General features: G+C 61.4%; 20 protein-coding genes and 1 riboswitch. Of the genes, 7 read left to right on the forward strand and 13 right to left on the reverse strand.

Annotated features, from left to right (window positions below; all coding sequences use genetic code 11):
- Positions 1 to 5 precede the first annotated feature (5 nt).
- From FLM21_RS20470 to FLM21_RS20495, 6 genes are all read right to left on the reverse strand, one after another.
- A complete protein-coding gene (locus FLM21_RS20470) occupies positions 6 to 1,124 on the reverse strand; it encodes a DegT/DnrJ/EryC1/StrS family aminotransferase (protein WP_148717351.1) in 1,119 nt (372 codons plus the stop codon).
- A 13-nt stretch (positions 1,125 to 1,137) separates the two neighbouring features.
- Positions 1,138 to 1,716 carry an acyltransferase gene (locus FLM21_RS20475; RefSeq protein WP_246120776.1) on the reverse strand — a complete coding sequence of 193 codons (579 nt, stop codon included), beginning with the start codon at positions 1,714 to 1,716 and terminating at the stop codon, positions 1,138 to 1,140.
- Positions 1,717 to 1,792: 76 nt separating this feature from the next.
- Complete coding sequence (locus FLM21_RS20480; RefSeq protein WP_148717353.1) at positions 1,793 to 2,848, reverse strand: Gfo/Idh/MocA family protein; 1,056 nt, start codon at positions 2,846 to 2,848, stop codon at positions 1,793 to 1,795.
- 26 nt (positions 2,849 to 2,874) lie between these two features.
- The gene (locus FLM21_RS20485) at positions 2,875 to 4,170 is read right to left on the reverse strand and encodes a nucleotide sugar dehydrogenase (protein WP_148717354.1); all 1,296 of its coding nucleotides are present in this window, start codon (positions 4,168 to 4,170) and stop codon (positions 2,875 to 2,877) included.
- 140 nt (positions 4,171 to 4,310) lie between these two features.
- Positions 4,311 to 5,315: a GumC domain-containing protein gene (locus FLM21_RS20490; RefSeq protein WP_148717355.1), complete on the reverse strand. Its 1,005-nt coding sequence runs from the start codon at positions 5,313 to 5,315 to the stop codon at positions 4,311 to 4,313.
- An 86-nt stretch (positions 5,316 to 5,401) separates the two neighbouring features.
- Complete coding sequence (locus FLM21_RS20495; RefSeq protein ID WP_148717356.1) at positions 5,402 to 6,055, reverse strand: protein-L-isoaspartate O-methyltransferase family protein; 654 nt, start codon at positions 6,053 to 6,055, stop codon at positions 5,402 to 5,404.
- Between the two features lie 91 nt (positions 6,056 to 6,146).
- Positions 6,147 to 6,258, forward strand: a riboswitch (TPP riboswitch).
- A gap of 110 nt (positions 6,259 to 6,368) precedes the next feature.
- Here FLM21_RS20495 and thiC point away from each other — a divergent pair.
- The 6 genes from thiC (at position 6,369) to creC (ending at position 13,067) form a co-directional block, all read left to right on the forward strand.
- A complete protein-coding gene (thiC, locus tag FLM21_RS20500) occupies positions 6,369 to 8,228 on the forward strand; it encodes a phosphomethylpyrimidine synthase ThiC (protein ID WP_505637352.1) in 1,860 nt (619 codons plus the stop codon).
- A gap of 411 nt (positions 8,229 to 8,639) precedes the next feature.
- Positions 8,640 to 8,903 (forward strand): Rho-binding antiterminator, encoded by a 264-nt coding sequence (locus tag FLM21_RS20505; RefSeq protein WP_148717358.1) that lies wholly within the window; start codon positions 8,640 to 8,642, stop codon positions 8,901 to 8,903.
- A gap of 76 nt (positions 8,904 to 8,979) precedes the next feature.
- Positions 8,980 to 9,981 (forward strand): adenosine deaminase, encoded by a 1,002-nt coding sequence (locus tag FLM21_RS20510; RefSeq protein WP_148717359.1) that lies wholly within the window; start codon positions 8,980 to 8,982, stop codon positions 9,979 to 9,981.
- Positions 9,982 to 10,064: 83 nt separating this feature from the next.
- Positions 10,065 to 10,937, forward strand: coding sequence for a DMT family transporter (locus FLM21_RS20515; protein ID WP_148717360.1), 873 nt, complete (start codon positions 10,065 to 10,067; stop codon positions 10,935 to 10,937).
- A gap of 34 nt (positions 10,938 to 10,971) precedes the next feature.
- On the forward strand, positions 10,972 to 11,643 hold the full coding sequence (creB, locus tag FLM21_RS20520; protein ID WP_148717361.1) for a two-component system response regulator CreB: 672 nt from the start codon (positions 10,972 to 10,974) through the stop codon (positions 11,641 to 11,643).
- Complete coding sequence (gene creC / locus FLM21_RS20525; RefSeq protein ID WP_148717362.1) at positions 11,643 to 13,067, forward strand: two-component system sensor histidine kinase CreC; 1,425 nt, start codon at positions 11,643 to 11,645, stop codon at positions 13,065 to 13,067. Before creB ends, creC begins: the two co-directional genes overlap by 1 nt.
- 34 nt (positions 13,068 to 13,101) lie before the next feature.
- Here the strand turns inward: creC and FLM21_RS20530 are convergent, their stop codons facing one another.
- Together FLM21_RS20530 and FLM21_RS20535 are read right to left on the reverse strand one after the other, a co-directional pair.
- On the reverse strand, positions 13,102 to 13,620 hold the full coding sequence (locus FLM21_RS20530) for a hypothetical protein (protein ID WP_187360017.1): 519 nt from the start codon (positions 13,618 to 13,620) through the stop codon (positions 13,102 to 13,104).
- A gap of 232 nt (positions 13,621 to 13,852) precedes the next feature.
- Positions 13,853 to 15,712: an ABC transporter ATP-binding protein gene (locus FLM21_RS20535; protein WP_246120777.1), complete on the reverse strand. Its 1,860-nt coding sequence runs from the start codon at positions 15,710 to 15,712 to the stop codon at positions 13,853 to 13,855.
- Positions 15,713 to 16,229: 517 nt separating this feature from the next.
- Between FLM21_RS20535 and FLM21_RS20540 the strand changes: the two genes are divergently transcribed.
- The gene (locus FLM21_RS20540; protein WP_148717365.1) at positions 16,230 to 18,257 is read left to right on the forward strand and encodes a glycosyl hydrolase family 18 protein; all 2,028 of its coding nucleotides are present in this window, start codon (positions 16,230 to 16,232) and stop codon (positions 18,255 to 18,257) included.
- A gap of 551 nt (positions 18,258 to 18,808) precedes the next feature.
- Here the strand turns inward: FLM21_RS20540 and FLM21_RS20545 are convergent.
- From FLM21_RS20545 to FLM21_RS20565, 5 genes are all read right to left on the reverse strand, one after another.
- Positions 18,809 to 19,516 (reverse strand): SPOR domain-containing protein, encoded by a 708-nt coding sequence (locus tag FLM21_RS20545; RefSeq protein ID WP_148717366.1) that lies wholly within the window; start codon positions 19,514 to 19,516, stop codon positions 18,809 to 18,811.
- Complete coding sequence (locus FLM21_RS20550) at positions 19,513 to 20,262, reverse strand: type III pantothenate kinase (protein ID WP_148717367.1); 750 nt, start codon at positions 20,260 to 20,262, stop codon at positions 19,513 to 19,515. The genes FLM21_RS20545 and FLM21_RS20550 overlap by 4 nt, the downstream gene beginning before the upstream one ends.
- Complete coding sequence (locus FLM21_RS20555; protein WP_148717368.1) at positions 20,259 to 21,218, reverse strand: biotin--[acetyl-CoA-carboxylase] ligase; 960 nt, start codon at positions 21,216 to 21,218, stop codon at positions 20,259 to 20,261. Before FLM21_RS20555 ends, FLM21_RS20550 begins: the two co-directional genes overlap by 4 nt.
- A 101-nt stretch (positions 21,219 to 21,319) precedes the next feature.
- Positions 21,320 to 21,877 (reverse strand): ATP-dependent protease subunit HslV, encoded by a 558-nt coding sequence (hslV, locus tag FLM21_RS20560; protein ID WP_148717369.1) that lies wholly within the window; start codon positions 21,875 to 21,877, stop codon positions 21,320 to 21,322.
- Positions 21,878 to 21,952: 75 nt separating this feature from the next.
- On the reverse strand, positions 21,953 to 23,155 hold the full coding sequence (locus tag FLM21_RS20565) for an STAS domain-containing protein (protein WP_148717370.1): 1,203 nt from the start codon (positions 23,153 to 23,155) through the stop codon (positions 21,953 to 21,955).
- Between the last annotated feature and the right edge of the window lie 143 nt (positions 23,156 to 23,298).

Below are 23,298 nucleotides of genomic sequence, written 5' to 3' on the forward strand. Positions count from 1 at the left end.
GCTACTCAAGTAGCAGCGGGTATTGACCGAGCAGCCTTCGCTAACTCCAAGACCACGCGAGTCATATCGTCCTGAGTAAGATCAGGACTCATTGGAAGGCTCATCACCTTCCCTGCTATGGTTTCAGCAATAGGAAAACTCGCCTGCGCCGGATCAAAATAGGCTGGTTGCTGATGCATCGGTCTTGGATAGTGGATTGCCGTCGGTATACCAGCAGTCTTAAGAGCCGATTGGATATGCTCACGCTGCGCTACCATCACCGTGTACTGCGCCCAAATGCATTCGCGATCATCGCGAACGGTTAATAGGCCTACGGTATTGGCACAATGCGCTTCAATCAAGCTCGCGTACATGTCGCCGAGTTGCTTGCGCCGTTCGATTTCCCAACCAAAACGTTCAAGCTTTCCAAGTACAACAGCACATTGAAGCGTGTCCATTCTGCCGCCAACGCCGACTCGGGTATGGAAGTAACGTTTACTCTGCCCGTGCACACGTATTTCCCGACATGCCTGCGCTAAAGCATCGTCATTGGTAAACAGCGCCCCTCCGTCTCCGTAGCACCCTAACGGCTTACTCGGGAAAAAGCTGGTGCACCCAACGGTTGACAAATTACAGCTTGCTTTACCTTTGTACGTTGCGCCAAAGCTTTGGGCAGCATCTTCAATAACCGGAATATCACCGTGTTTTTTGGCAACAGCATTGATTTCATCCATGTCAGCTACTTGCCCATATAAACTGACAGGAATGATGGCTTTAGTTCGGGGACTGATCGCAGCTTCAATATGCTTGACATCGATATTGCAGGTATCATGTTCGATATCAACAAATATCGGACGAGCACCTAACAATGCGATAACTTCAATTGTAGCAGCGAAGGTAAAGGGTGTAGTAATTACTTCGTCACCAGGCTTGACATCAAGCGCCATCAATGCAATCAATAATGCCTCGGTTCCACTTGCAACCGTTACGCAATGCTTAGCGCCCGTAAGAGTTGCGAGAGCCACTTCCAGCTCCTGCACTTCCGGACCCATAATGTATTGGCCGTGGTTCAGCACCCGATGAATTCTGTCGTCGATTTGCTGCTTGAGCGCATGATATTGCGACTTAAGATCTATAAAATCCATTAAATTAAAATCCTTACATCGCCGAGGGCATCCACCCCATTAATCCGCTGCGAAGCGCATATACGTCGCCAGTATGTGGGCATGTATAGTCACCATCGCCCTCCAGAGGCAGCGGAATTCGCTCACCAAAACGTCCCATCCACCCAATTTGTCGTGCCGGCACGCCGACCATGAGAGCGTATTCCGGCACATCCGAGTTAACTACCGCGCCAGCGCCGATAAAGGCATAAGCGCCAATGGTAATTCCACATACCACGGTGCTATTTGCACCAAGCGTGGCCCCCTGCCGAACCAAGGTACGACGATACTCGCCCCTTCTATTTACGGCGCTTCTCGGGTTATAAACATTGGTAAATACCATGCTGGGACCGCAAAAAACGTCGTTTTCCAGTGTCACCGCGTCATAAATACTTACGTTGTTTTGCACTTTGCAGTTAGAACCAATAACGACATCGTTACCAACGAATACGTTCTGTCCAAAGGAGCAGCCATCCCCTATCTTGGCCTGGGCGCAGATATGAGTCCAATGCCAAATACGCACTCCATCACCAACGCTGGCCCCTGCATCCACTATCGCGGTTGGGTGAATCATAGTATCCGCCACAGAACCTCCAGACATAATTGAACACTCTTGAATAAACAGTCGTGAACGTCGACTAAGTGCAGGTTTAGTATTCCAATGGCAGTGAAACCGTCTTACCGTCTCGCGCAGAGATATAGGCAGCAATCAATAGCTCTAATGACTTGAGCCCCTCGCGGCCATCTGTTTCAGGTTCCGCTTCTCCACGAAGTACTTCAACAACGTTCTTGTAGTAGAGCGGGTGTCCAAAACCATACACCGAGGTAGTTGCGTAGTTTGCCTCATTTATTTCAGAGTCGTAGTCTCTCGACTCTTCGAATTCCCACTGCTGAATATCATTGACCGCTACGCCGCCAACTCGGACGGTGCCTTTTTCCCCGAGTATCGTAATGCTCCCTTCCATGTTTCTCGGGTAGGTCAGCATTGTCACACTCATGGATCCCAAGGCACCGCTACGCCATTTGACATTGAGCACGCCGGTATCTTCAACTTCGATATTCCGCGTCGTACTCATCAATGCTTGGACTTTTTCTACAGGACCGATTAGCCAGTCCAACAAATCAACATAGTGGCTCGCTTGATTCATGAAAGCTCCACCATCGAACTCCCACGTTCCTCTCCATTCAGCTTGATCGTAATATGCTTGAGGGCGTGACCAGAAAACATTCAAATGAACAAGATGAATCTTGCCGAATCGCCTTTCTTCAACAGCTCGTTTCAGTAACTGCAAAGTGGAATTGTGACGGTTCTGCTTCACCACAAATAGGCGCACACCCGCCTGGTCGCAGGCTCTGACCATACTTACGCCATCGTGCCAACGCGTCGCCATTGGCTTTTCCGTCATCACGTGAATCTTGTAACTGGCGGCCAAGATGGCCTGCTCAGGGTGGAGCCCACTAGGCGTGCAAAGAACCACAAGGTCAATCTGCTCATGCTCGAACAATGCCTTAATATCTCGATATCCAGGCACATTATATTTTTTTGTATGCTCTGCAAGTACTTCCGCATTCACATCACACACTGCAATCAACTGCAAATTAGATGAATGCTGCCCAATCGAGTCAAAATGGTTTTTTGAAATTCGCCCGCAACCGACAATCGCAGTTCTGATCTTTCTTTCTAAAATAGGCTGGCAATAGAGCATCTGGCTTCTCTAAAAAGAATTAGAAATTACAAACGGAAAACTGTAAAACCCGCTTTAGCAGCCTTATGTCGATCATATAGAGCCTTCACATCCGCGAGCACGGGCTCCTGACCGTTACACCACTGGAATAGCGCATCTGGCGTTAACTCGCGATATTCATTGTGGCCTACTGCCACGACCAGCGAGTCAACCTTATTCAACTCATCAATAGCACCTAATTGGATACCATATTCATGCAACACTTCGGATGCGTTGGCCCAAGGGTCTGCAACAACAACCTTAACACCCCATTTTTGCAACTCAATTATCAAATCGACAACCTTGCTATTTCTGATATCGGGGCAATTTTCCTTGAAGGTAATCCCCAGTACCCCAACGGTACTACGAGCAACATCCACGCCATTTTTCAGCATCAGCTGAATGACCTTGCGCGCTACGTAACGCGCCATATTGTCATTTATCCGTCGACCTGCCAGTATTACTTGCGGGTGGTAACCAACTTCCTCTGCCTTATGAGTTAAATAATAAGGATCTACCCCAATGCAATGCCCGCCGACCATGCCAGGCCGGAAAGGAAGGAAATTCCATTTACTCCCTGCGGCCTCCAAAACCTCTATTGTATCAATATCCAAACGAGAAAAAATTACAGATAATTCGTTCACAAGAGCGATATTGAGATCTCGCTGGGTGTTTTCGATTACCTTTGCTGCTTCTGCCACTTTGAGGCTACTGGCGGGAAACGTACCGGCCGTAATAATCGACTGATACAAGCGGTCGACCAGTTGCGCGATCTCTGGCGTGGAGCCACTGGTGATTTTCCTAATTTTGGTCAAAGAATTGATCTTATCGCCGGGATTCACACGCTCGGGACTGTACCCGCAAAAGAAATCCTGGTTGAATTTCAACCCAGACAATTTCTCAAGGATGGGAACACAAACCTCTTCAGTGCAGCCAGGATACACCGTAGATTCGTAAATCACTAAGGAGCCCTCTTTCAGGACTCGACCAACCATCTCGCTAGCCTTGATCAACGGCGTCAAATCCGGGCGGTTCACGCCATCGATTGGGGTAGGAACTGTAACAATGAAAATCCTGCAATCGTTGAGGTCGGCAACATTACTACTGTATTCTAATTGCGTTGCGTATTTTAAATCGCTCTCCGTCACTTCCAGCGTGCTATCCGTGCCAGCCGCCAGCTCAGCAACTCTTGCTTCATTTATATCAAAACCTACAACAGGTCTTATTTTACCGAATTCAACTGCGAGAGGCAGCCCTACATACCCCAGGCCCACCACGGCTATTTTTTTGTCTAAAATACTCATAAACTCACCGTCAATCAAAAATCCAATAGGGATTTCGCAGCATTTTTAGCAGCTGATTTAATAGGAGCACGAAATCAGTCTTAACGCAAAAAACAAATCACTCAACGATACACAACCCACATGCTCATACGCCCTCGTTGTTACTCTTTCTTCCGTGCATACTGAACCATTTCGCAGACGAGCATATAGAGCATTGCGAGCAATAATCCACAAACCATGCCGAACAGAATATTTTTTACCCTCTTTGGTCCGGATTTTTCGTCAGGTATTTCAGCCCAACTGATTTTCAGCTCGTCTCGCTCTTGCGCTTTTACCAATTCAATCCGACGATCAAGGCGATCAATCAACGCACTCCAATACGCGCTTTCCTGCATGGCCGTTACGGTGGCAATCCAAGGCCCAGCAGACCCTACGGATTTTTGTTTCATACCCTCGACTACAAGTCGCTGCAGGTTAGATAGCTGATCTTGTATTTTTACGACCTGGTTTTGTGCCAGATCGGAGATTCCGGACTGCAAGGTAGCCTCAGCCTGAATTCCAGCCAAACTAATAATTCCATATTGCTCGGATGCGGAAATGGTCTTGATGACTGCTGCAAGTTGAGGGGATTCAAGTGACTTCTCGGCATTTACTTTGTTTTTTGCAGCGAGCTCGCGTCTAAGTTCGAGATTATAACGTTCCTTCGATATCTCCAATAATCTTAACGTATATACATTATCCGACAACGTCTTTCCAAAAACATTTGCGAGCCGCGCAGCAAAGGCAGGACTAACATCAGTTGCAGAAACATCAAGATAGCCATCCTTGGCATTAAGAACAACATCAATATGGCTTTTTGTGGCTCGCAGTGTCGCATTACGGCTAGCAGTTCCGTAGTGCTTCGACAAGTTCATTTTTTTTGCGACCTGCTCAACCAATACCTCGTTGTTTAGAGCCCAGTTGTATACCGGCGCATTCTTCGATGGCGCAATTTTCAGTATCGCCGTATAGCGATCTGGAAGCGTAAACATCACGCAAGCAGCCACAATACCAGCTACGATTGGCAAGGCAATTAGCGCATGCCTATATCGATTCATTAGTATGAAAATATCCCGCAACGTGATATCCGTCTCTTGGGCTTTTCCCTGCAAATTATCAGAAGACATATAACCAGTGCCAAGTAGGCAATTCGCAATTAGAATCAAGAGCGCCCCAAATGGGGCGCTTCATTTTTTTAAATCAAGAAGCTGCATTAAAACCAGAAGCCAGCAGAATCATTTTGGTGATTCAACCTCGGCAGGTTGTACTCAAACCGCTTCTCGCTGCGCCACGCGCCCTCTTCCACGCGCGTTTCGAGCACAGCACTCATGATCGGTAGATTGCCGACCACAGCAATCAGGCGGCCACCAACGGCAAGTTGGTCTTTCAGTACCTGCGGCACGGCATCGAGCGAGGCGGTGACAATAATGACGTCGTACGGCGCCTTGGCGGCGAAGCCATGGCTGCCATCGGCAAGTTCGACATGGGCGTTCTTGATGCCGGCGCGCAGCAGGTTTTGCTCAGCGGCGGCCTTGAGGGCCGGGTCAATCTCCACGCCGTGCACTTCGGCAGCGAGGCCTGCCGCCAGCGCCATCAGGTAGCCGGTGCCGGCGCCGACCACCAGTACGCGGTCAGCCGGCTTGAGGCCCACTTCCTGCAGCAGGCGGCCTTCAACCTTGGGGGCGAGCATACAGGCGCCGTTGCCGAGCGGCAGTTCGGTATCGACAAAGGCGAGGTTTTTCTTGTCGTCGGGGACGAAATCCTCGCGCTTCACATCGAGGAAACGCTGCAGCACCTGCTGGTCGAGCACGTCCCACGGGCGGATTTGCTGTTCAACGAGAAAGTAGCGCGCGCGTTCCCAATCCATCTGACATAACCCCAATAAAAACAAGCCGATAAAGGCACAGTTAAATTAAATAACTTGTCATTATCCCACAGCTTCTATACGGTGACAGCTCTGTTTTCGCTAGGGGTTCCGCTACTTACCTTCCTCGGTATGTCAGCGGATGAGAGAGTCCCTCAGCACCTGATCCGGCTCATACCGGCGTAGGGAAGCGAATCCGTCGGCACGCTCGTGGCCGGCGTGTGCCTCTCCTGCGCCTTCTCACTTTGCAGGAGGCCTATCCTTGAACAAGCCCACCGAATTTCGCGCCAGCGACGCCCATGTCGACCAAGCTGCGATCCAGCCCTTGCCCAATTCACGCAAGGTCTATGTCGAAGGCTCACGCCCCGACATCCGCGTGCCGATGCGCGAAATCACCCAGACCGATACGCCAACGAGCTTCGGCGGCGAGCAAAATCCACCGATCTATGTCTACGACTGTTCCGGCCCCTACACCGATCCGCAGGCGCACATTGATGTGCGCCGTGGCCTCGCGCCGATCCGCGCAGCCTGGATCGATGAACGGGGTGATACGGATCTGCTGACCGGCCTGACCAGCGACTATGGCCGCCTGCGCGAGGCGGACGCCAGCCTCGACCCGCTGCGCTTCGAGCTCACGCGCAAGCCGCGCCGCGGCAAGCCCGGCGCCAATGTCACGCAGATGCACTACGCGCGCTGCGGCATCATCACCCCGGAAATGGAATACATCGCCATCCGCGAGAACCTGCAACGCGAAGCGTACATGGAGTCGCTGCGCGCGCTGGGAGCCAAGGGCGAGAAGATGGCAACGATGATGCTGCGCCAGCATCTGGGCCAGTCGTTCGGTGCTGCAATCCCGCCGGTGATCACGCCCGAGTTCGTGCGCGAGGAAGTGGCACGTGGCCGCGCCATCATTCCCGCCAACATCAACCACCCGGAACTGGAGCCGATGATCATCGGCCGCAATTTCCTGGTGAAGATCAACGGCAATATCGGCAACAGCGCCGTCACCTCGTCGATCAACGAGGAAGTGGACAAGATGACTTGGGGAATCCGCTGGGGTGCCGACACCATCATGGATCTGTCCACCGGTAAGAACATCCACGAAACCCGCGAGTGGATCCTGCGCAATTCGCCCGTGCCGATCGGCACCGTGCCGATCTACCAGGCGCTGGAGAAGGTCGATGGCAAGGCCGAGGACCTGACCTGGGCGCTGTTCCGCGACACGCTGATCGAGCAGGCCGAGCAAGGCGTGGATTACTTCACCATCCACGCCGGCGTGCTGCTCCGATACGTGCCGCTCACCGCCAACCGGATGACCGGCATCGTCTCGCGCGGCGGCTCCATCATGGCCAAGTGGTGCCTCGCGCACCATCAGGAGAACTTCCTCTACACGCATTTCGAGGAAATCTGCGACATCATGAAGGCTTACGACGTCAGCTTCTCGCTCGGCGATGGCCTGCGCCCCGGCTCGGTGTGGGATGCGAACGACGACGCGCAGTTGGGCGAACTGAAAACACTGGGCGAGCTGACGCAGATCGCATGGCAACACGACGTGCAGACCATGATCGAAGGCCCCGGCCATGTGCCGATGCAGCTGATCAAGGAGAACATGGACCTGCAGCTGGAATGGTGCGACGAAGCGCCGTTCTACACCCTCGGCCCACTGACCACCGACATCGCCCCCGGCTACGACCACATCACCTCGGCCATCGGCGCGGCGCAGATCGGCTGGTATGGCACCGCCATGCTTTGTTACGTCACCCCCAAGGAGCACCTGGGGCTGCCAAACAAGGATGACGTCAAGGAAGGCATCATCACCTACAAGCTCGCCGCCCACGCGGCCGATCTGGCCAAGGGCCACCCCGGCGCGCAGATCCGCGACAACGCGCTCTCGAAGGCGCGCTTCGAGTTCCGCTGGGAAGACCAGTTCAACCTGGGCCTCGACCCGGACCGTGCCCGTGAATTCCATGACGAGACGCTGCCACAGCAGGGTGCCAAGGTGGCGCACTTCTGCTCGATGTGCGGCCCGCACTTCTGTTCGATGAAGATCACCCAGGACGTGCGAGATTTTGCCGAGAAGCAGGGCATCGCCGAGGCCGAAGCGCTGCGGAAGGGCATGGAAGTGAAATCGATCGAGTTCGTGAAGCAGGGCGCCCAGGTCTATCACAAGGCCTGATCGCCGCCGTCGATGCGGCGGGCTAGCGTTTGCCGCGCCGATGGCATTTCAAGAACATGCTCGATTCAACTGCGAAGGGCCAGCCTGACCGCCCTGCCCGCGACATACCGCTCAGCACCGCCGTTGGAGCAAGGCTGCTCCGGTACTCCAGCAGATGCAGGCGCTGGGTACAGGAATCCGTCAGCCCCCGCCATGTCGCTGTTTTGGACCGGTGATCGGATCGGACCCGGTCCAGCGCGACAAGTGGCTGGCAAAAGCCGAACTTTTGGGCCATGCCGAAGCCTGACCCAAGTCGGCGGTCCTCGGGCGGGTGGCTGGCGGAAATCGACGGACGTTCAAGAACTTGCAGCAATCGCTGTCTATGCTGCGAGTTCTGACGCCTGTGTGGACGAGCGCAAGGACAGGACCGCGATGCAAGACTACAGCCCCATCTCGTGCGAGCTGCACGACTACCTGGAAATCGCCTGCACCTATCGCTACCCCTTGCTGGTGGAGCGTCACGGCGCGCCCGATTGCGAAGGCGTGGCCATCGATGTGTTCGGCGCCCGCGGCAGCGAATTCCTGCGCCTCTCCACCCGCGACGGCGTGCTCGATGTGCGTTTGGACAAACTGGTCGCCATCACGCCGCAGCATCAGGGTGCGCGTTTCGGCCGCGTTGTCTACCGCGGCCACTGAGCAGGTTGCGGAAAGCGCCGACGCGCATCACCCAGGCACGCGCTAAGCTCCAGCCATCCCCTTGCCGGAGCCTTCCATGGATGTCACCGCCGACTGGCTCGCCCGCCTGCCCAAGACCGAGCTGCACCTGCATATCGAAGGCACGCTGGAACCGGAGTTGATGTTCGCGCTGGCGCAGCGCAACGGCGTGCGCCTGCCATACGATTCGGTCGAGGCAGTGCGCGCCGCCTACGATTTTGCCAACCTGCAATCCTTCCTCGATCTCTATTACGCCGGCGCCGGCGTGCTGCTGACCGAGCAGGATTTCTACGATCTCACCGCAGCCTACCTGTTGCGCTGCCGCGCCGACCGCGTCGTGCATACCGAGCTCTTCTTCGATCCGCAAACGCATACCGCACGCGGCGTGCCCTATGCCACCGTGCTCGCCGGCATCCGCCGCGCACTGACCGACGCACACGAGCAGTTCGCCATCAGCTCCAAGCTGATCCTCTGCTTCCTGCGTCATCTGTCGGAGGAGGAAGGCTTTGCCACGCTGCGCGAGGCCGAGCCCTATCTCGACCTGATCGATGGCGTGGGCCTCGATTCCAGCGAAGTCGGCCACCCACCGGAGAAATTCGCCCGATTGTTCGCCCGCTGCAAGGCGCTGGGCCTGCCGCGGGTAGCCCACGCCGGGGAAGAAGGGCCACCTGACTACGTATGGCAGGCGCTCGACCTGCTCGATGTCTGCCGAATCGACCATGGTGTGCGGGCGCTGGAAGATCCTGCCCTCGTCGACGAACTGAAACGTCGACGGATTCCGCTCACCGTCTGCCCCCTATCCAACATCCGGCTCAAGGTGTTCCAACGATTGTCGGATCACAACCTGCGCGCGCTGCTCGAAGCGGGCCTCGTCGCCACGGTGAACTCGGACGACCCGGCCTACTTCGGCGGCTATGTCGGTGAAAACTGGCGTGCCTGTGCCGCGGCGCTGCAGCTGACACGGGCCGAGCTCAAGCAGCTGGCCGTGAACGGCTTTACCGGCAGCTGGCTGCCCGAGGTGGAACAGGCGCGCTGGATCGCCGAGATCGAGGCGATGTAGCCGCCGTACATCAGGGTTAGCCGCAGGCACACAGCGCACGGCGGATCGGCGACACTCGCGTATCGCCCCGACCCTGCCTTGCCATGTCCCAACGCACCACCGGCATCCTGCTGATCCTGCTCTCCGCCGTCGCCTTCGGCCTGATGCCCATCTTCGGCACCTGGGCCTACGCGGCCGGCGTCGATACCCAGGGCCTGCTGCTCATCCGCTTCAGCGTGGCTGCCCTGGTGATGGTCGCCATCATGGTCTGGCGCGGTGCGCGCTGGCCAAGGGGCCGCCTGCTGGCCGGGCTTGCCGCGATGGGCGGTATCGGTTACGCCGGGCAAGCGTTCAGCTACTTCACCGCGCTGCAGTACGCCAATGCCGCGCTCGCCGCATTGCTGCTCTATCTCTATCCGGCCATCGTCACCGTGCTGTCTGCCTGGTTGCTGCGCGAGCGGCTACGCCGCCGCGTGTGGGCGGCGCTGGCGCTGGCCTCGCTCGGACTGGTACTGACCATCGGTACGGCGCTCTCCGGCAAGGCCATCGGCATCGCCTTCGGCGTCGCCGCGGCGCTGATCTATTCGTGCTACATCCTCGCCGGCAGCCGGCTCACGCCGCAGGCCGGTGCACTGCCTTCCGCCACCGTGGTGATGCTGGCCGCCGCTGTGGTGCTGTGGGGTTCAACCGCCTTTGCCACACCACACTGGCCGGCCACCGGTAGCGGCTGGGGTGCAACCTTGGCCATCGCCATCGTTTCCACAGTGATCGCCATCTTCGCCTTCCTGGCCGGGCTCGATCATCTGACCGCCGCCGAAGCGTCAACCTTGTCGACGCTGGAGCCGGTGGTCAGCGTGCTGCTCGCCGCCTGGCTGCTGGCGGTGCCATTGACCGGGCTGCAGTGGCTGGGCGGTGCGGCCATTCTGGTTGCCGCGCTGGTGATCTCGCTGGCGCCGCCACTGCCGGCGCCGGAATAGCTGTAGCGGGCCGCGGCGGCCTAGAATGCCGGCCATGACTGCCCACATCCTGCTGATCGAAGACGAACCCGCCATCGCCGATACCCTGCTATTCGCGCTGCAGCGCGAAGGCTATGCGGTGGATTGGCAACGGCTGGCCCGCGATGGCGAAGCGGTACTGGCCGATGCGCAGTTAGTGATCCTTGATGTCGGCCTGCCCGACGACAGTGGCTTCGAAGTGCTGAAGCGCTTGCGCCGCCACAGCGAAGTGCCGGTGCTGATGCTGACCGCGCGCGCCGACGAGATCGACCGCATCGTCGGGCTGGAACTGGGCGCCGACGATTACGTGGTCAAGCCGTTCAGCCCGCGCGAAGTGGTGGCGCGGGTGCGCGCCATTCTCAAGCGGTTGCAACCGCGAGTGGCGGATACCGCCACGCCAGGCTTCGAGCACGACGCCGCCGGTCGGCGCATCCGTTATCGCGGCCAGTGGCTGGTGCTGACGCCATCCGAATACCGGCTGCTGGCGCTGCTGCTGTCCGCGCCTGGCCGGGTATTCAGCCGCGCCCAACTGCTCGATGCACTTGGCGAGGCCGCCGAGGACAGCTTCGAGCGCACCATCGACAGCCATGTGAAAAGCGTGCGCGCCAAGCTCAGGGACATCGCCGCCGAGGCCGACCCGATCGAGACGCACCGTGGCTTCGGCTACGCGCTCAAAGGCGCTGGCTGATGCGCTTCTCGCTGCGCATCTTCCTCGGTTACTTCCTCATCGTCGCGCTGTTAGCGTGGTACGTGGTCGACCTGATCCGCGACGAGATCAAGCCAGCCATGCGTCAGTCGGCCGAGGAAATCATGATCGATACCGCTAACCTGCTGGCCGAGCTGGTGCAGCCCGCCTTTCGCGATGGCAGGCTGGCCGACGGCGAGGTGGCACAGGCGATCGGACGCTACGTGGAGCGCTCGCCCAATGCGCGGATCTGGGGCGTGGCCAAGGGCGCGGTCGACATGCGCGTCTACATCACCGATGCGCGCGGCATCGTGCTGTTCGATTCCACCGGCAGCGCGGTCGGCCAGGATTATTCGCAATGGCGAGACGTCTACCTGACGCTGCGGGGCCGCTACGGTGCGCGCACCTCGCGCATCGAGTACGCCGACGACGCCACCACCGTGATGTACGTGGCCGCCCCCATCATCGAGGACGGCCGCATTGCCGGTGTGCTGACCGTGGCCAAGCCCAACCAGGCGATGCAGCCCTATATCGAGCGCGCCCACGGCAAGCTGTTGCGCGCCGGCTTGCTGGTGTTGGGACTAGGGCTGGCCTTCGGCGCAGCGTTCTCATGGTGGCTGTCGCGCGGCATCGGCAAGCTCACCGATTTTGCCCAGGACGTCAGCGCCGGTCGCCCGGCCGAGGTACCTGCGCTACCGGGCAACCGCGAGCTCGCGGTGCTGGCGCAGGCACTCGGCGAGATGCGCGAGCGGCTGGAGGGCAAGGCCTATGTCGAGCACTACGTGCACGGCCTCACCCATGAACTGAAAAGCCCGCTGGCCGGCATCCGCGGCGCGGCCGAACTGCTGGACGATGCCCTGCCCGACGCCGACCGCCAACGCTTCGCCGGCCACATCCGCCGCGAGGCGGAGCGGCTGCAGGCCATCGTCGACCGCCTGCTGGAGCTGGCACGGCTGGAGGCACGGCGCACGCTCGATCATGCCGAGCCAGTGCCGCTGCGCCCCGCGCTCGAGACGGTACTTACCGCGCTGGCACCGCAGCTCGACGCCGCCACCATCGCACTCGATCTCGCCATCCCCGAAGACGCCCGCGTGCGCGGCGAACGCTTCCTGATCGAGCAGGCGCTGCGCAACCTGCTGCAGAACGCCGCCGATTTCACGCCGACGCAGGGCGCGATCCGCATCGCCGCCGAGCGCACCGGCGGCGACTGGTTGATCACCATCGACAACGACGGCCCCGCCATTCCCGACTACGCCCTGCCACGACTGTTCGAGCGCTTCTACTCGCTGCGCCCGGACGGTACCGCCAAGGGCACCGGCCTCGGCCTTGCGCTGGCCCGGACCATTGCCGAGCTGCATGGTGGCAGCGCCACGGTCGGCAATGTCGCCAACGGCGTCAGCGCCCGGCTGCGGCTACCCGCCTGCTGAAAACCGGCCAGCCCAAGGGCCGGCCGGCTGCCGGTCACGGTGCGATGGTCATGCTGCCCACGGCGCACGTCACCCCCACCCGCTGCCAGCCGGTGATAGGGGCATTGGTATTGTTCCGGTACTGCACCAGCCAACCGCCGCGGTTGCCGTCCCAAGTCAACGTGCTGTACACGATGCTGGGGCCCACCGAGATGCCGGACGGTCCACCACTGATCGGCACCTCGCCCTGCTCGCACGCCGAAGCAACGAAATCCTCCTGGCCCGGCGCCAGATTGAGCGTCCGCTCATGGTGCCGCAGGATCAGCCGTACGCCGCCGGCTGCGGCGCAGGCGCCGAGCGAATTCCACGCCGACCAGCTGGTCGCCGCCGGCTGCTCGCCGATGGAATACCACTTGGCCTCATACAGCTGGTTGGCCTGGACCACCTTGGCTCCGGCGTTGTACCCGGTGCCGGATTGCCAGGCGGCCACCCCGCTGCATTCCGCAGCCTGAACCTGGCCAGACAACCACGCCGACAAACCCAACAGCGAGATGCAAATCCACTTCTGCTTCATGCCTACGCTCCTTCCATCCTGGTGAACGGCCTGATGGCCGAGCCGTCCATGCCGGATGCATGGATCGGTCCTGCAATTTAGGTTGCGGCACCGGCAACAACGGCTGCGGACCGGCCCAAAATCACCAATTGCAGGTTCGGCGCACGGCAAGTGGCTGATCCCACGGCATTTTCGGCGGATGCAAAACGGCCCTGCCATTCACCGATGGCAGGGCCGTTGGAGCACACACACCTCAGTGGGCGAGCGTGCGCTCGGTCGCGTCGTCCACGTCCTCGCCGAGGAATCCGCCGCTCTGGTGCGCCCACAGGCGGGCATAGAGCCCCCCCTGCGCCAGGAGCTCGGCATGCGTGCCCTCTTCGACGATCACGCCGTGGTCAAGCACGATCAGCCGATCCATCGCGGCGATGGTGGAGAGCCGGTGCGCGATCGCCACCACGGTCTTGCCTTCCATCAAGCGATAAAGGCTGCCCTGGATCGCCGCCTCGACTTCGGAGTCGAGCGCACTGGTCGCCTCGTCCAGCAACAGGATGGGCGCATCCTTCAACATCACCCGGGCGATGGCCACGCGTTGGCGCTGGCCACCGGACAGCTTCACGCCGCGCTCGCCGACATGCGCGTCGTAGCCGCTGCGCCCCTTCGGATCGCTCAGGCCCTGGATGAAGTCGTGCGCTTCGGCCCGCCGCGCGGCAGCGATCATCGCCGCATCGTCGGCATCGGGCCGGCCATACAGCAGGTTGTCGCGCACCGAGCGATGCAGCAGGCTGGTGTCCTGCGTGACCATGCCAATGGCGGCGCGCAGGCTGTCCTGGGTGACCGCGGCGACATCCTGGCCGTCGATCAGCACCCGGCCGGCATCGATGTCGTAAAAGCGCAGCAGCAAGTTCACCAGCGTACTTTTGCCCGCGCCGGAGCGACCGACGAGGCCGACCTTCTCGCCGGGACGGATCGTCAGGTTGAGTCGGTCGATCACCGGTTGCGGCTTGCCGTAACCGAAGCTCACCTCCTCGAAGCGGATCTCGCCGCGGCTCACCGTCAGCGGCTGGGCATCGGCCCGATCGGACACCGCGACTGGGCGCGTCAACGTGGTGATGCCGTCCTGCACCGTGCCGATCTGCTCGAACAGGTTGGCCATCTCCCACATGATCCAGTGCGAAATGCCGTTGAGGCGCAGCGCCATCGCAGTGGCGGCCGCAACCGCGCCGATGCCGACTTCGCCACGGCTCCACAGCCATAGCGTGGCACCGGTGGTGGCCACGATCAGCAGCATGTTGAGGAAGTGGTTGACGATCTCGAAGCCGCTCACCAATCGCATCTGCTGATGCACCGTATACATGAACTCGCGCATCGCGCTCTTCACGTAACCGGCCTCGCGGTGGGCGTGGCTGAACAGCTTGACGGTGACGATATTGGTGTAGGCATCGGTCACCCGGCCCGTCATCAGGCTGCGTGCATCGGCCTGCGCCGCCGAGGCCTTGCCCAGGCGCGGCACGAAATACCAGACCGCAACGCCATACAGCGCCAGCCAGACCACGAAGGGCCAGACCAGCCAGCCGTCGAACTGACCAACCACCACCAGCATGGTGACGAAGTAGATGGTGACGAACACCAGGATGTCGACGACGATCATCACCGACTCGCGCACCGCCAGCGCCGTCTGCATCACCTTGGTGGCGACGCGGCCGGCGAATTCGTCCTGGTAGAAGCTCATGCTCTGGCCGAGCAGGTAGCGGTGGAAGATCCAGCGCAGCCGCATCGGGAAGTTGCCGGCCAGCGCCTGGTATTTACAGAGCGCCTGCACAGCCACCAGCAGTGTGCTGCCCACCAGTGCGAGGCCCAGCCACAGCAGCGTGCGGCCCTCCCGGGCGAACAGCTCGGCCGGCGGCACCTTGGCCAGCCAGTCGACCACCGAGCCCAGCATGGCGAACAGCAGCGCTTCGAAGGCACCGATCGCGGCGGTGAGCAGCATCACGGTGAAGATCAGCCCGCGCATGCCGGCGGTGCCGGCCCAGACGAAGGCGAAGAAGCCGCGCGGGGGCGCGGCCGGGGGAGTTTCCGGATACGGTTGTACCCGTTTTTCGAACCATCCGAACACGTGTGCTCCTTGTGGGAAAACCCTTGCATGCCCCCTTGTAGGTTTCATGCAAGGACAGCCGGACATCTTGTCGCAGGAGGCCGCCAATCACAAGCCGCCGCCCACCGCGCGGCAAGGCCGGCACAGCAAGTATCGTGCTCGCCACTGGACAGCCCAAGGCAGCCGTCATGCAACCCCTTTCAACGGGTTGGATATATCTGGATACCACTGCAGATACCAGTCGCTTGCAAGCGCTTGATTGGCGCCCCACCGTTCATCGCCAGCCAAACGGCGTCACTTCATTACATAAACAAACAATTTAACTGTTTGATTTAATTAAATATTATAGCATTTAGTAAGGTATTGACACTATGCGCTCGCATGGCCGAACATCCGTCTTGCATGCAAAGGCGTTCGTGGCGCTTGTCGTTACGCCGCCCGTTGCCGCGTGCTGATACCCGTAGTGGTATTATCTGCAGCATAAAAAAACGGCGGTTCGCCACATGCACCGAACCGAAACAGGATGGAGACCTTGTTCATGTCGCAACACAATCGCTTCGTGCTGGCCGCGCTGCCCGCCGCGCTGCTGGCCGTCCATGCCTATGCCGCTTCCCCGGCTTGGCAGGAAGGCAACACCTACGCTGCTGGCGTTACCGTCAGCTACAACAACACCGAATATCAGGCGCTGGTTACCCACACCGCCTATGTCGGTGCCAACTGGAACCCGGCTGCTTCGCCCACACTGTGGAAGCTGCTCGGCGCCTCCACCGGTGGCACCCCGACGCCCGCTCCGGTAGCCACCCCGACCCCGGGTCCGGTTGCAACCCCGACGCCGAACCTGCCGACCGCCACCCCGGCACCGGTTGGTCAATACCCGGCCTGGAACGCCAGCACTGCCTACACCGGCGGCCAGCGCGTGACCTTCGAAGGCGCCGTGTATGAAGCCAAGTGGTGGACCCAGGGCGACAACCCCGGCCAATCCGGCGAATGGGGCGTATGGAAGAAGGTGAGCGTGGCCGGCCCGACGCCGACCCCGACTGTCACCCCGACGCCGACCGTTGCACCGACCGGCCCGACCCCGACGCCGACGGTTACCCCGACGCTGACCCCCACCCCGACTGTTACCCCGACTCGCGTCACGCCGACCCCGACGCCGACCGGCCCGACCCCGACTGTCACCCCGACCCCAGTCGTCGGTGGCCCGACCCCGCCCCCGATCACCGGCGCGCAAGTCGGTTCGTACTTCACCCAGTGGGGCGTGTACGGCCGCGGCTATCAAGTCAAGCATGTGGACACCAGCGGCACCGCTGCCAAGCTGACCTTCATCAACTATGCATTCGGCAACCTCTACCAGAAGAACGGCGGCTACGAGTGCGGCATCATCAACAAGCTCGAGCCGGGTGCGACCAACCCGAGCGATCCGCAAGCCGGTACCGGCGGCGATTCGTGGGCTGACTACCAGCGTGGCCTGAGTGCTGCCGACTCCGTGGACGGCGTGGCCGACCTGTGGGGCTGGCCGCAGTGGGACGACCCACGCAATGGCGTGTCCGGTCCGCTCAAGGGCAACTTCAACCAGCTGAAGAAGCTGAAGGCCAAGTACCCGAACCTGAAGGTCTACATCTCGCTGGGCGGCTGGACCTGGTCCAAGTGGTTCTCCGCTGCCGCCAAGACCGACGCCCTGCGCAAGCAGCTGGTCCGTTCTTGCATCGACGTGTACATCAAGGGCAACGTGCCGTTTGACGCCGGCTCCAACGCTGGCGGTCCGGGCACTGCAGCCGGTGTGTTCGACGGTATCGACATCGACTGGGAATTCCCGGGCGTGATCGGCCAGCCGTACAACACCGTCGCTCCGGAAGACAAGCAGAACTTCACGTTGCTGCTCAAGGAATTCCGCGAGCAGCTCGATGCGATCGGCGCAACCAACAAAGCCAACTATGGCCTGACCGTTGCCATCGGCGCCGGCAAGGACAAGATCGACATGACCGTTCCGGCCGAGTACAGCAAGTACCTCGACTGGATCAACGTGATGAACTACGACTACAACGGCGCCTGGGCAGCTCAAGGCCCGACCGACTTCCAGGCCCACCTGTACGTCGATCCGAACAACCCGCAGTACATCGATCCGAAGACTGGCAACCGCAGCCTGGTGTCGTACTACAACACCGACGACTCGATCAAGCAGCTGCTGGCCGCTGGCGTACCGGGCAAGAAGCTGCTGGTTGGCCTGCCGTTCTACGGCCGTGGCTGGACCGGTGTTGCAGCCGGCCCGAACGGTGATGGCCTGTACCAGGCCGCGACCGGCGGTGCCAAGGGCACGTACGAAACCGGTATCGAGGACTACAAGGTGCTGAAGAACGCAGCCGGTACCGTCCGCTTCCACCCGGTGACCAAGCAGTCGTGGAAGTATGACGGCAGCAACTGGTGGTCGTACGACACCCCGACCGACATCGCCACCAAGGTGAACTACGTCAAGGCCAACAGCCTGGGCGGCGTGTTCAGCTGGTCGCTGGACGGTGATACCACGAATGGTGAACTCGCCACCGAGATGGCCAAGGTTCGCCAGTAAACCAACACTCTTGGAAAGATTTGCGCATCCACACTCTCCGCGCAAACATTCGCCCCTGCCGCAAGGCAGGGGCTTTTTTTTTGCCTCGTCGGCAAGCACCTCACAACGGCAGCGTAGCTGTCCCGCGCGGTAACGCGCATGCAGCGGCCGCGCCGGCATCCATGTGCATTGGTCCGCAACAAGACCGGATAGGCTCAACTGCCCCAGCGCCATTGGACTGAGCCGGTGGCGCCATGCTGTGGCAGCCAATCCCCACCGCATACGCTGCAACGCGGCAGAGAGCAACAAGCCATTCAAGAAGAGGATTCGCCTCGCGACCGCGAGGGGTAGGCAGGCGCTACAGGAGCGCCGCGATGGAAGCAACCACGCTTGCGGGTTCGATCACGCCCGGCGTACCAGCCCGCAGCGCAAACCCGATGCATCACAATGCGGGCATGCGAACCGGTAGGCGAATGGGACTTACACGCTCAAGCTGGGCCATATTTGCCGACCGGCGCCAGTTGGGCAACGGCGCCGTGCTTTCGCTGATCGATCCGAAACGAGCACCGTCGTCAGCGGCACACCGTTTCGACCAGTTGGGCACCACGCAGTTGGCGATTGCTGCGTTCGAGCTGCGCACGCTGGGTTGCGCTGACATTGCTGAGCAGGAAGGTGGCCGGGCGCAGGGTATCGTCGCGCTCGCGCACCACAGCGGAACGCACACCCTTGTCCCGCAGCGCGACAACCCGGCGATCCGCCGCCTCACGGGTGGAGAACACGCCCAACGACACCGCGTTCTGCCAGCGCCCGCCGTTGTTGACGACGAAGTAGTCGTCGATCCCCAACCCCTGCAGCTCCTCGGCCTTGCGCTTGGCGGCCTCGATGTCGGCCAGCGGCGGGATGTAGACCCAGACCTTGGCCTGCTCGGCGCTTTGCAGCGTGCGCTCGCTCACCTTCAGCGCGGCCATCCGCGCACTGGCAATCTGCGCCTGCTCGGGTGACGGCACCGTCCAGCGCAGGCAGACCGCAGTGGCGGTCGGTTGGACCGGCGTGGGCGTCAATGCCACTGCCGCAACCTCCGATGCCGCACCCGCACTGGCCGGCAGCGGGCTGGGGGCGATCACCGGGACCGGTGTGAGTTTGGAGACATCGACCAGCCGCAGCTTGTCGGCATGCTGTTCGGGCGGCAGCACCACGGCCGGCGCCGCAGCGGGTGCCAGCTGGCTGTAGGCGTAGAACCCCGCGTTGGCAAGGACAAGCAGGACGAGCAGCCATTTCATGGCCGGGCATCTCCGTCGAAAGCGAGGGCGGCCAGCCCCCTGAGGACAAGGTGATCGATCTGGCGGCAGGGCAGGCGTTCCAGCCACGGTGCCAGCACGGCGGCGTCGCCGCCGGACAGCAGCAGCAGCGGCTCCTCGCCGCGCGCCACCAGCCGGTCGAGCGCGGCCGTCACGCAGCCAGCCAGCGCCGTCTGCACACCGGTTTCGATCGCATCTTCGGTCGAGGTCGGGAAATCGTGCACGTTGCCGCCGGCATCCGGCAACCGCGCAGTACCGGCGGCGAGCGCCGCCTTCATCATCCGGTAGCCCGGTACGATGACGCCACCGAGAAAGCGGCCATCGGCAGTCAGCGCATCGACGGTGAGTGCCGTGCCGGCAGTGGCGATGACGAGCGCCTGGCCGGGCTCCGCGGCCCGCGCACCGAGCACCGCCGCCCAGCGATCCGGCCCTTGCTGCTCCAGTCGGCGATAGCGGTTGCGTACGCCCAGCGCTTCGCGCTCGACCTGGATCCAGTCGATGCCGCGATCCCAGGTTTGCCGGCAGAAGGCATCGAGCGCAGCACCCAGTTCGGGCGCCGCCACGCTGCAGCCGACGATGCGACGGGGCGCCACCAGCTGCCGCCATTCGGCAAGCAGCGGCTGCAGTTCATCGGGGCTGGCGCTGCCGCGCGCAGGCCAGTCTTCCTGTGCCTCGGCCAGCGCCCATTTCAGACGGGTATTGCCCAGGTCGAGCAGCAGCACGCTCATGCCGCCACCCGCAGGCTAAGATCGCCGCTGTGGATGACTTCGTCGCGCTCGTCGCTGCGAAAACGCAGCGCGCCGTCGTCGGTCACCCCCATGGCACGGCCTTCGCGAGCCTGGCCATCGGCAGCGATCAACCGCACTGCGCGCCCTTGCCAAGCGTGGCGTGCTTCCCAGCGCCCGCGGAAATCGGCGAAACCGTGCGCGGCAAAGTCAGCCAAGCCGTGTTCGAGCGCGGTCAGCAAACGCGCCAGCAAGGCATTGCGATCGACCGCCAGCCCGTGCGCGGCGAGGCCAGCAGCCTGCAGGCCTTCGAGCTCAGGCGCTTGCAGGTTGAGGCCAATGCCGATCACGGCACAGACCGGCCCCATCGCGTCACCGGCGATTTCGATCAGGATACCGCCAGCCTTGGCGTGTTCGTCACCCACCGGCAGCAGCAGATCGTTGGGCCATTTGAGCGCAATACCGGCCACGCCGGCATCGGCCAGCGTTTCGGCGACCAGCACGCCGACCGCCAATGGCAGCCCGGCCAGAGTCGCAGCGCCACCGGGAAACTGCCAGCACAGCGAGAACATCAGCGAGCCCCCCAACCGGCCCTGCCAGCGGCGGCCAAGCCGGCCGCGACCGCCATCCTGCCATTCGGCGGCCATCACGCGGCCGTGCCGCGGCTCAGCGAGCAGGCGACGGTTGGTCGAATCGGTACGCTGGTGGATTTCCAGCGTCAACGCGGTCTGTGCGCCCAGCGCAGCGCGGACCACCGCCTCATCGAGCCATTGCAGCGGCTCGCGCAGCCGATAGCCGACGCCGTGGCGCCGCTCCAGCGCTACGCCGTATTGCTCGGCCTCGGCGAGCGCGGTCGAGACCGAGGCGCGCGACAGCGCGAGCTGTTCGGCGATCTGCTCGCCGGAAGTGGGATGGTCGGCGCTGAGGCGCCGCAGGCAGGCCAGGGTATGCACGGACATGGTGGCCGCGATTTTAGCCCGGATCAGCCATGTGGGGATGAACGCCGTGCAGCCACGGTTACGCGTTCGTCATGCGCGCCACGGTCGTGCCAGCAACAGGGCTAGTCGCTGGCCGCTTCGTCCGCGCCCATCGTTTCGATCACGTGGTTCTGGTTGGTGTAGATGCAGATGTCGCCGGCAATCTCCAGCGCCTTCTTCACCACCACCTCGGGCGCGAGCGTGGTGTTGTCGATCAGCGCCTTGGCGGCCGCCTGCGCATAGGCGCCACCGGAGCCGATGGCGGCGATGCCCTGCTCGGGCTCAAGCACATCGCCATTGCCGGTGATCACCAGCGTGGCCGTTTCATCGGCAACGATCAGCATGGCTTCCAGCCGCCGCAGCATGCGGTCGGTGCGCCAGTCCTTGGCGAGCTCGACCGCGGACTTGGTCAGATGGCCCTGATGCTTTTCCAGCTTGGACTCGAAGCGCTCGAACAGCGTGAATGCATCAGCGGTACCGCCGGCAAAGCCGACGATGACCTTGTCGTGGTAGAGCTTGCGCACCTTGCGGGCAGTGCCCTTGATCACCACATTGCCGAGCGTGACCTGCCCGTCGCCGCCCACGGCGACATGGCGGCCACGGCGGACGGAGACGATGGTGGTGCCGTCGAATTGCTGCATGGGGAAACTGCCTCTAGTTCCGATTGCGAATAGCCGGCAGTTGGGGGCAAAGCGGCGCCATTCAAGGCGCCGACGTCAATGCCGCTGGTAGGCGGGGCGGATATCGACGAGCTCGGTGATGCCCAGCAGATGCATCAGCCCGGCCACCAGTTCGTTGGGCTCGTGCAGCACCAGCGTGCGGCCTTGCTGGATCAGCTCCATGCACAGGTTGAGCAGCTGGCCGGCCGTCTCGAAATCGACCCGGCTCACCTTGCGCAGGTCCAGCACCGGTTTCGGGTGCGTATTGGCGAAATCGCGGATCGCCGCCAGCGCATTGGCGGCACCGCCGAGCAGCTCGCCCGACAACACCAGCTGATCCGGGGCGGACGGGTTCGGTGCCGGGCTGGCCGGCTGTGCCGCCGCAGCCTCGGCCTTTTGTTCCGGGCTGGGCGCCAGCTTGTCGTCCCACGACGGCGGCGATACCTCGAAGGTGACCGCATAGACGATGGCCAGGTTGTCGAAGCCTTCCTGATCGCCGGTGCTTTGCAGCACCTCCATCAGCAGCAGCCAGAACGGCGCCTCCATCGGTACCTTGCGGCCCGGTTCGATCTTGCCCTTGAGCAGCTCGATGAAATGATCACCGCCCAGGATCTGCAGCCGCGCCTTGGCCTTGCGCGCCCGTGCCCAGGCCGCCAGCAGCTCGGCGGCAGCCAGGCTCTCAATCTCGGTGACCTTGCTGAAATCGGCGCGCACCGCGCCACCGTCGGCACAGGCCTTCACCAGCTTGGCGGCCTCGACATCGGCGCCATCCGAGCGCAGCGCCGGCCCGAAGGCGACATAGGCGCTGCCAGGCGCGCCGGTGTGCGCCGTACTGGCCTTGGGCAGATCGCGCCAGGCAGGCGGTGACACCTCGAATTCGACGACGAACTGCAATGCCAGCTCGTCGAACGCCTTGCGATCACCCAATTGCTGGTAGAGCTCGAACAGCAGCAGCCAGGTTTCGTGGCGGCGACTACCGATCACGCCCGGCAAGGCGGCCTTGAGCGCGGCCACCGCAGCCTGTGCCTGCTTGTTGGCATACAACACGACGGCCTGCTCTTCGTCCGGCGTCAGATGGGCGCCGGCGTCCTCGACCTCGATCGAAAGCTCGCTGAGGTTGTAGGAGGCGCTGTCGGGCGTCTTGGGCGCTTCGGCCTGGGCAGGGGCGTGCTGCGGCGCGGGCTGCCCCGGCTTGGCAGCCGGTTGCGACAGCTCGGGCTTGTCAGGCTCGTTGTCTTTCTTGCGGAAAAAGGAGAACACGGCGGACTCCGGCACCCAGATCGCGGCGCCGCTTCGGTTGGTGATTGCCTGTAATTGTAAGTCGTTTGCCCTCAACATCCTAGTCGCGAACAATGCTGTCGGCCTTGCTGAAACCCGCAGCAAGCGCGGCTTGGCTACACTGG

Origin of the sequence: Chitinolyticbacter meiyuanensis, assembly GCF_008033135.1 — a bacterium.
Classification (GTDB): domain Bacteria; phylum Pseudomonadota; class Gammaproteobacteria; order Burkholderiales; family Chitinibacteraceae; genus Chitinolyticbacter; species Chitinolyticbacter meiyuanensis.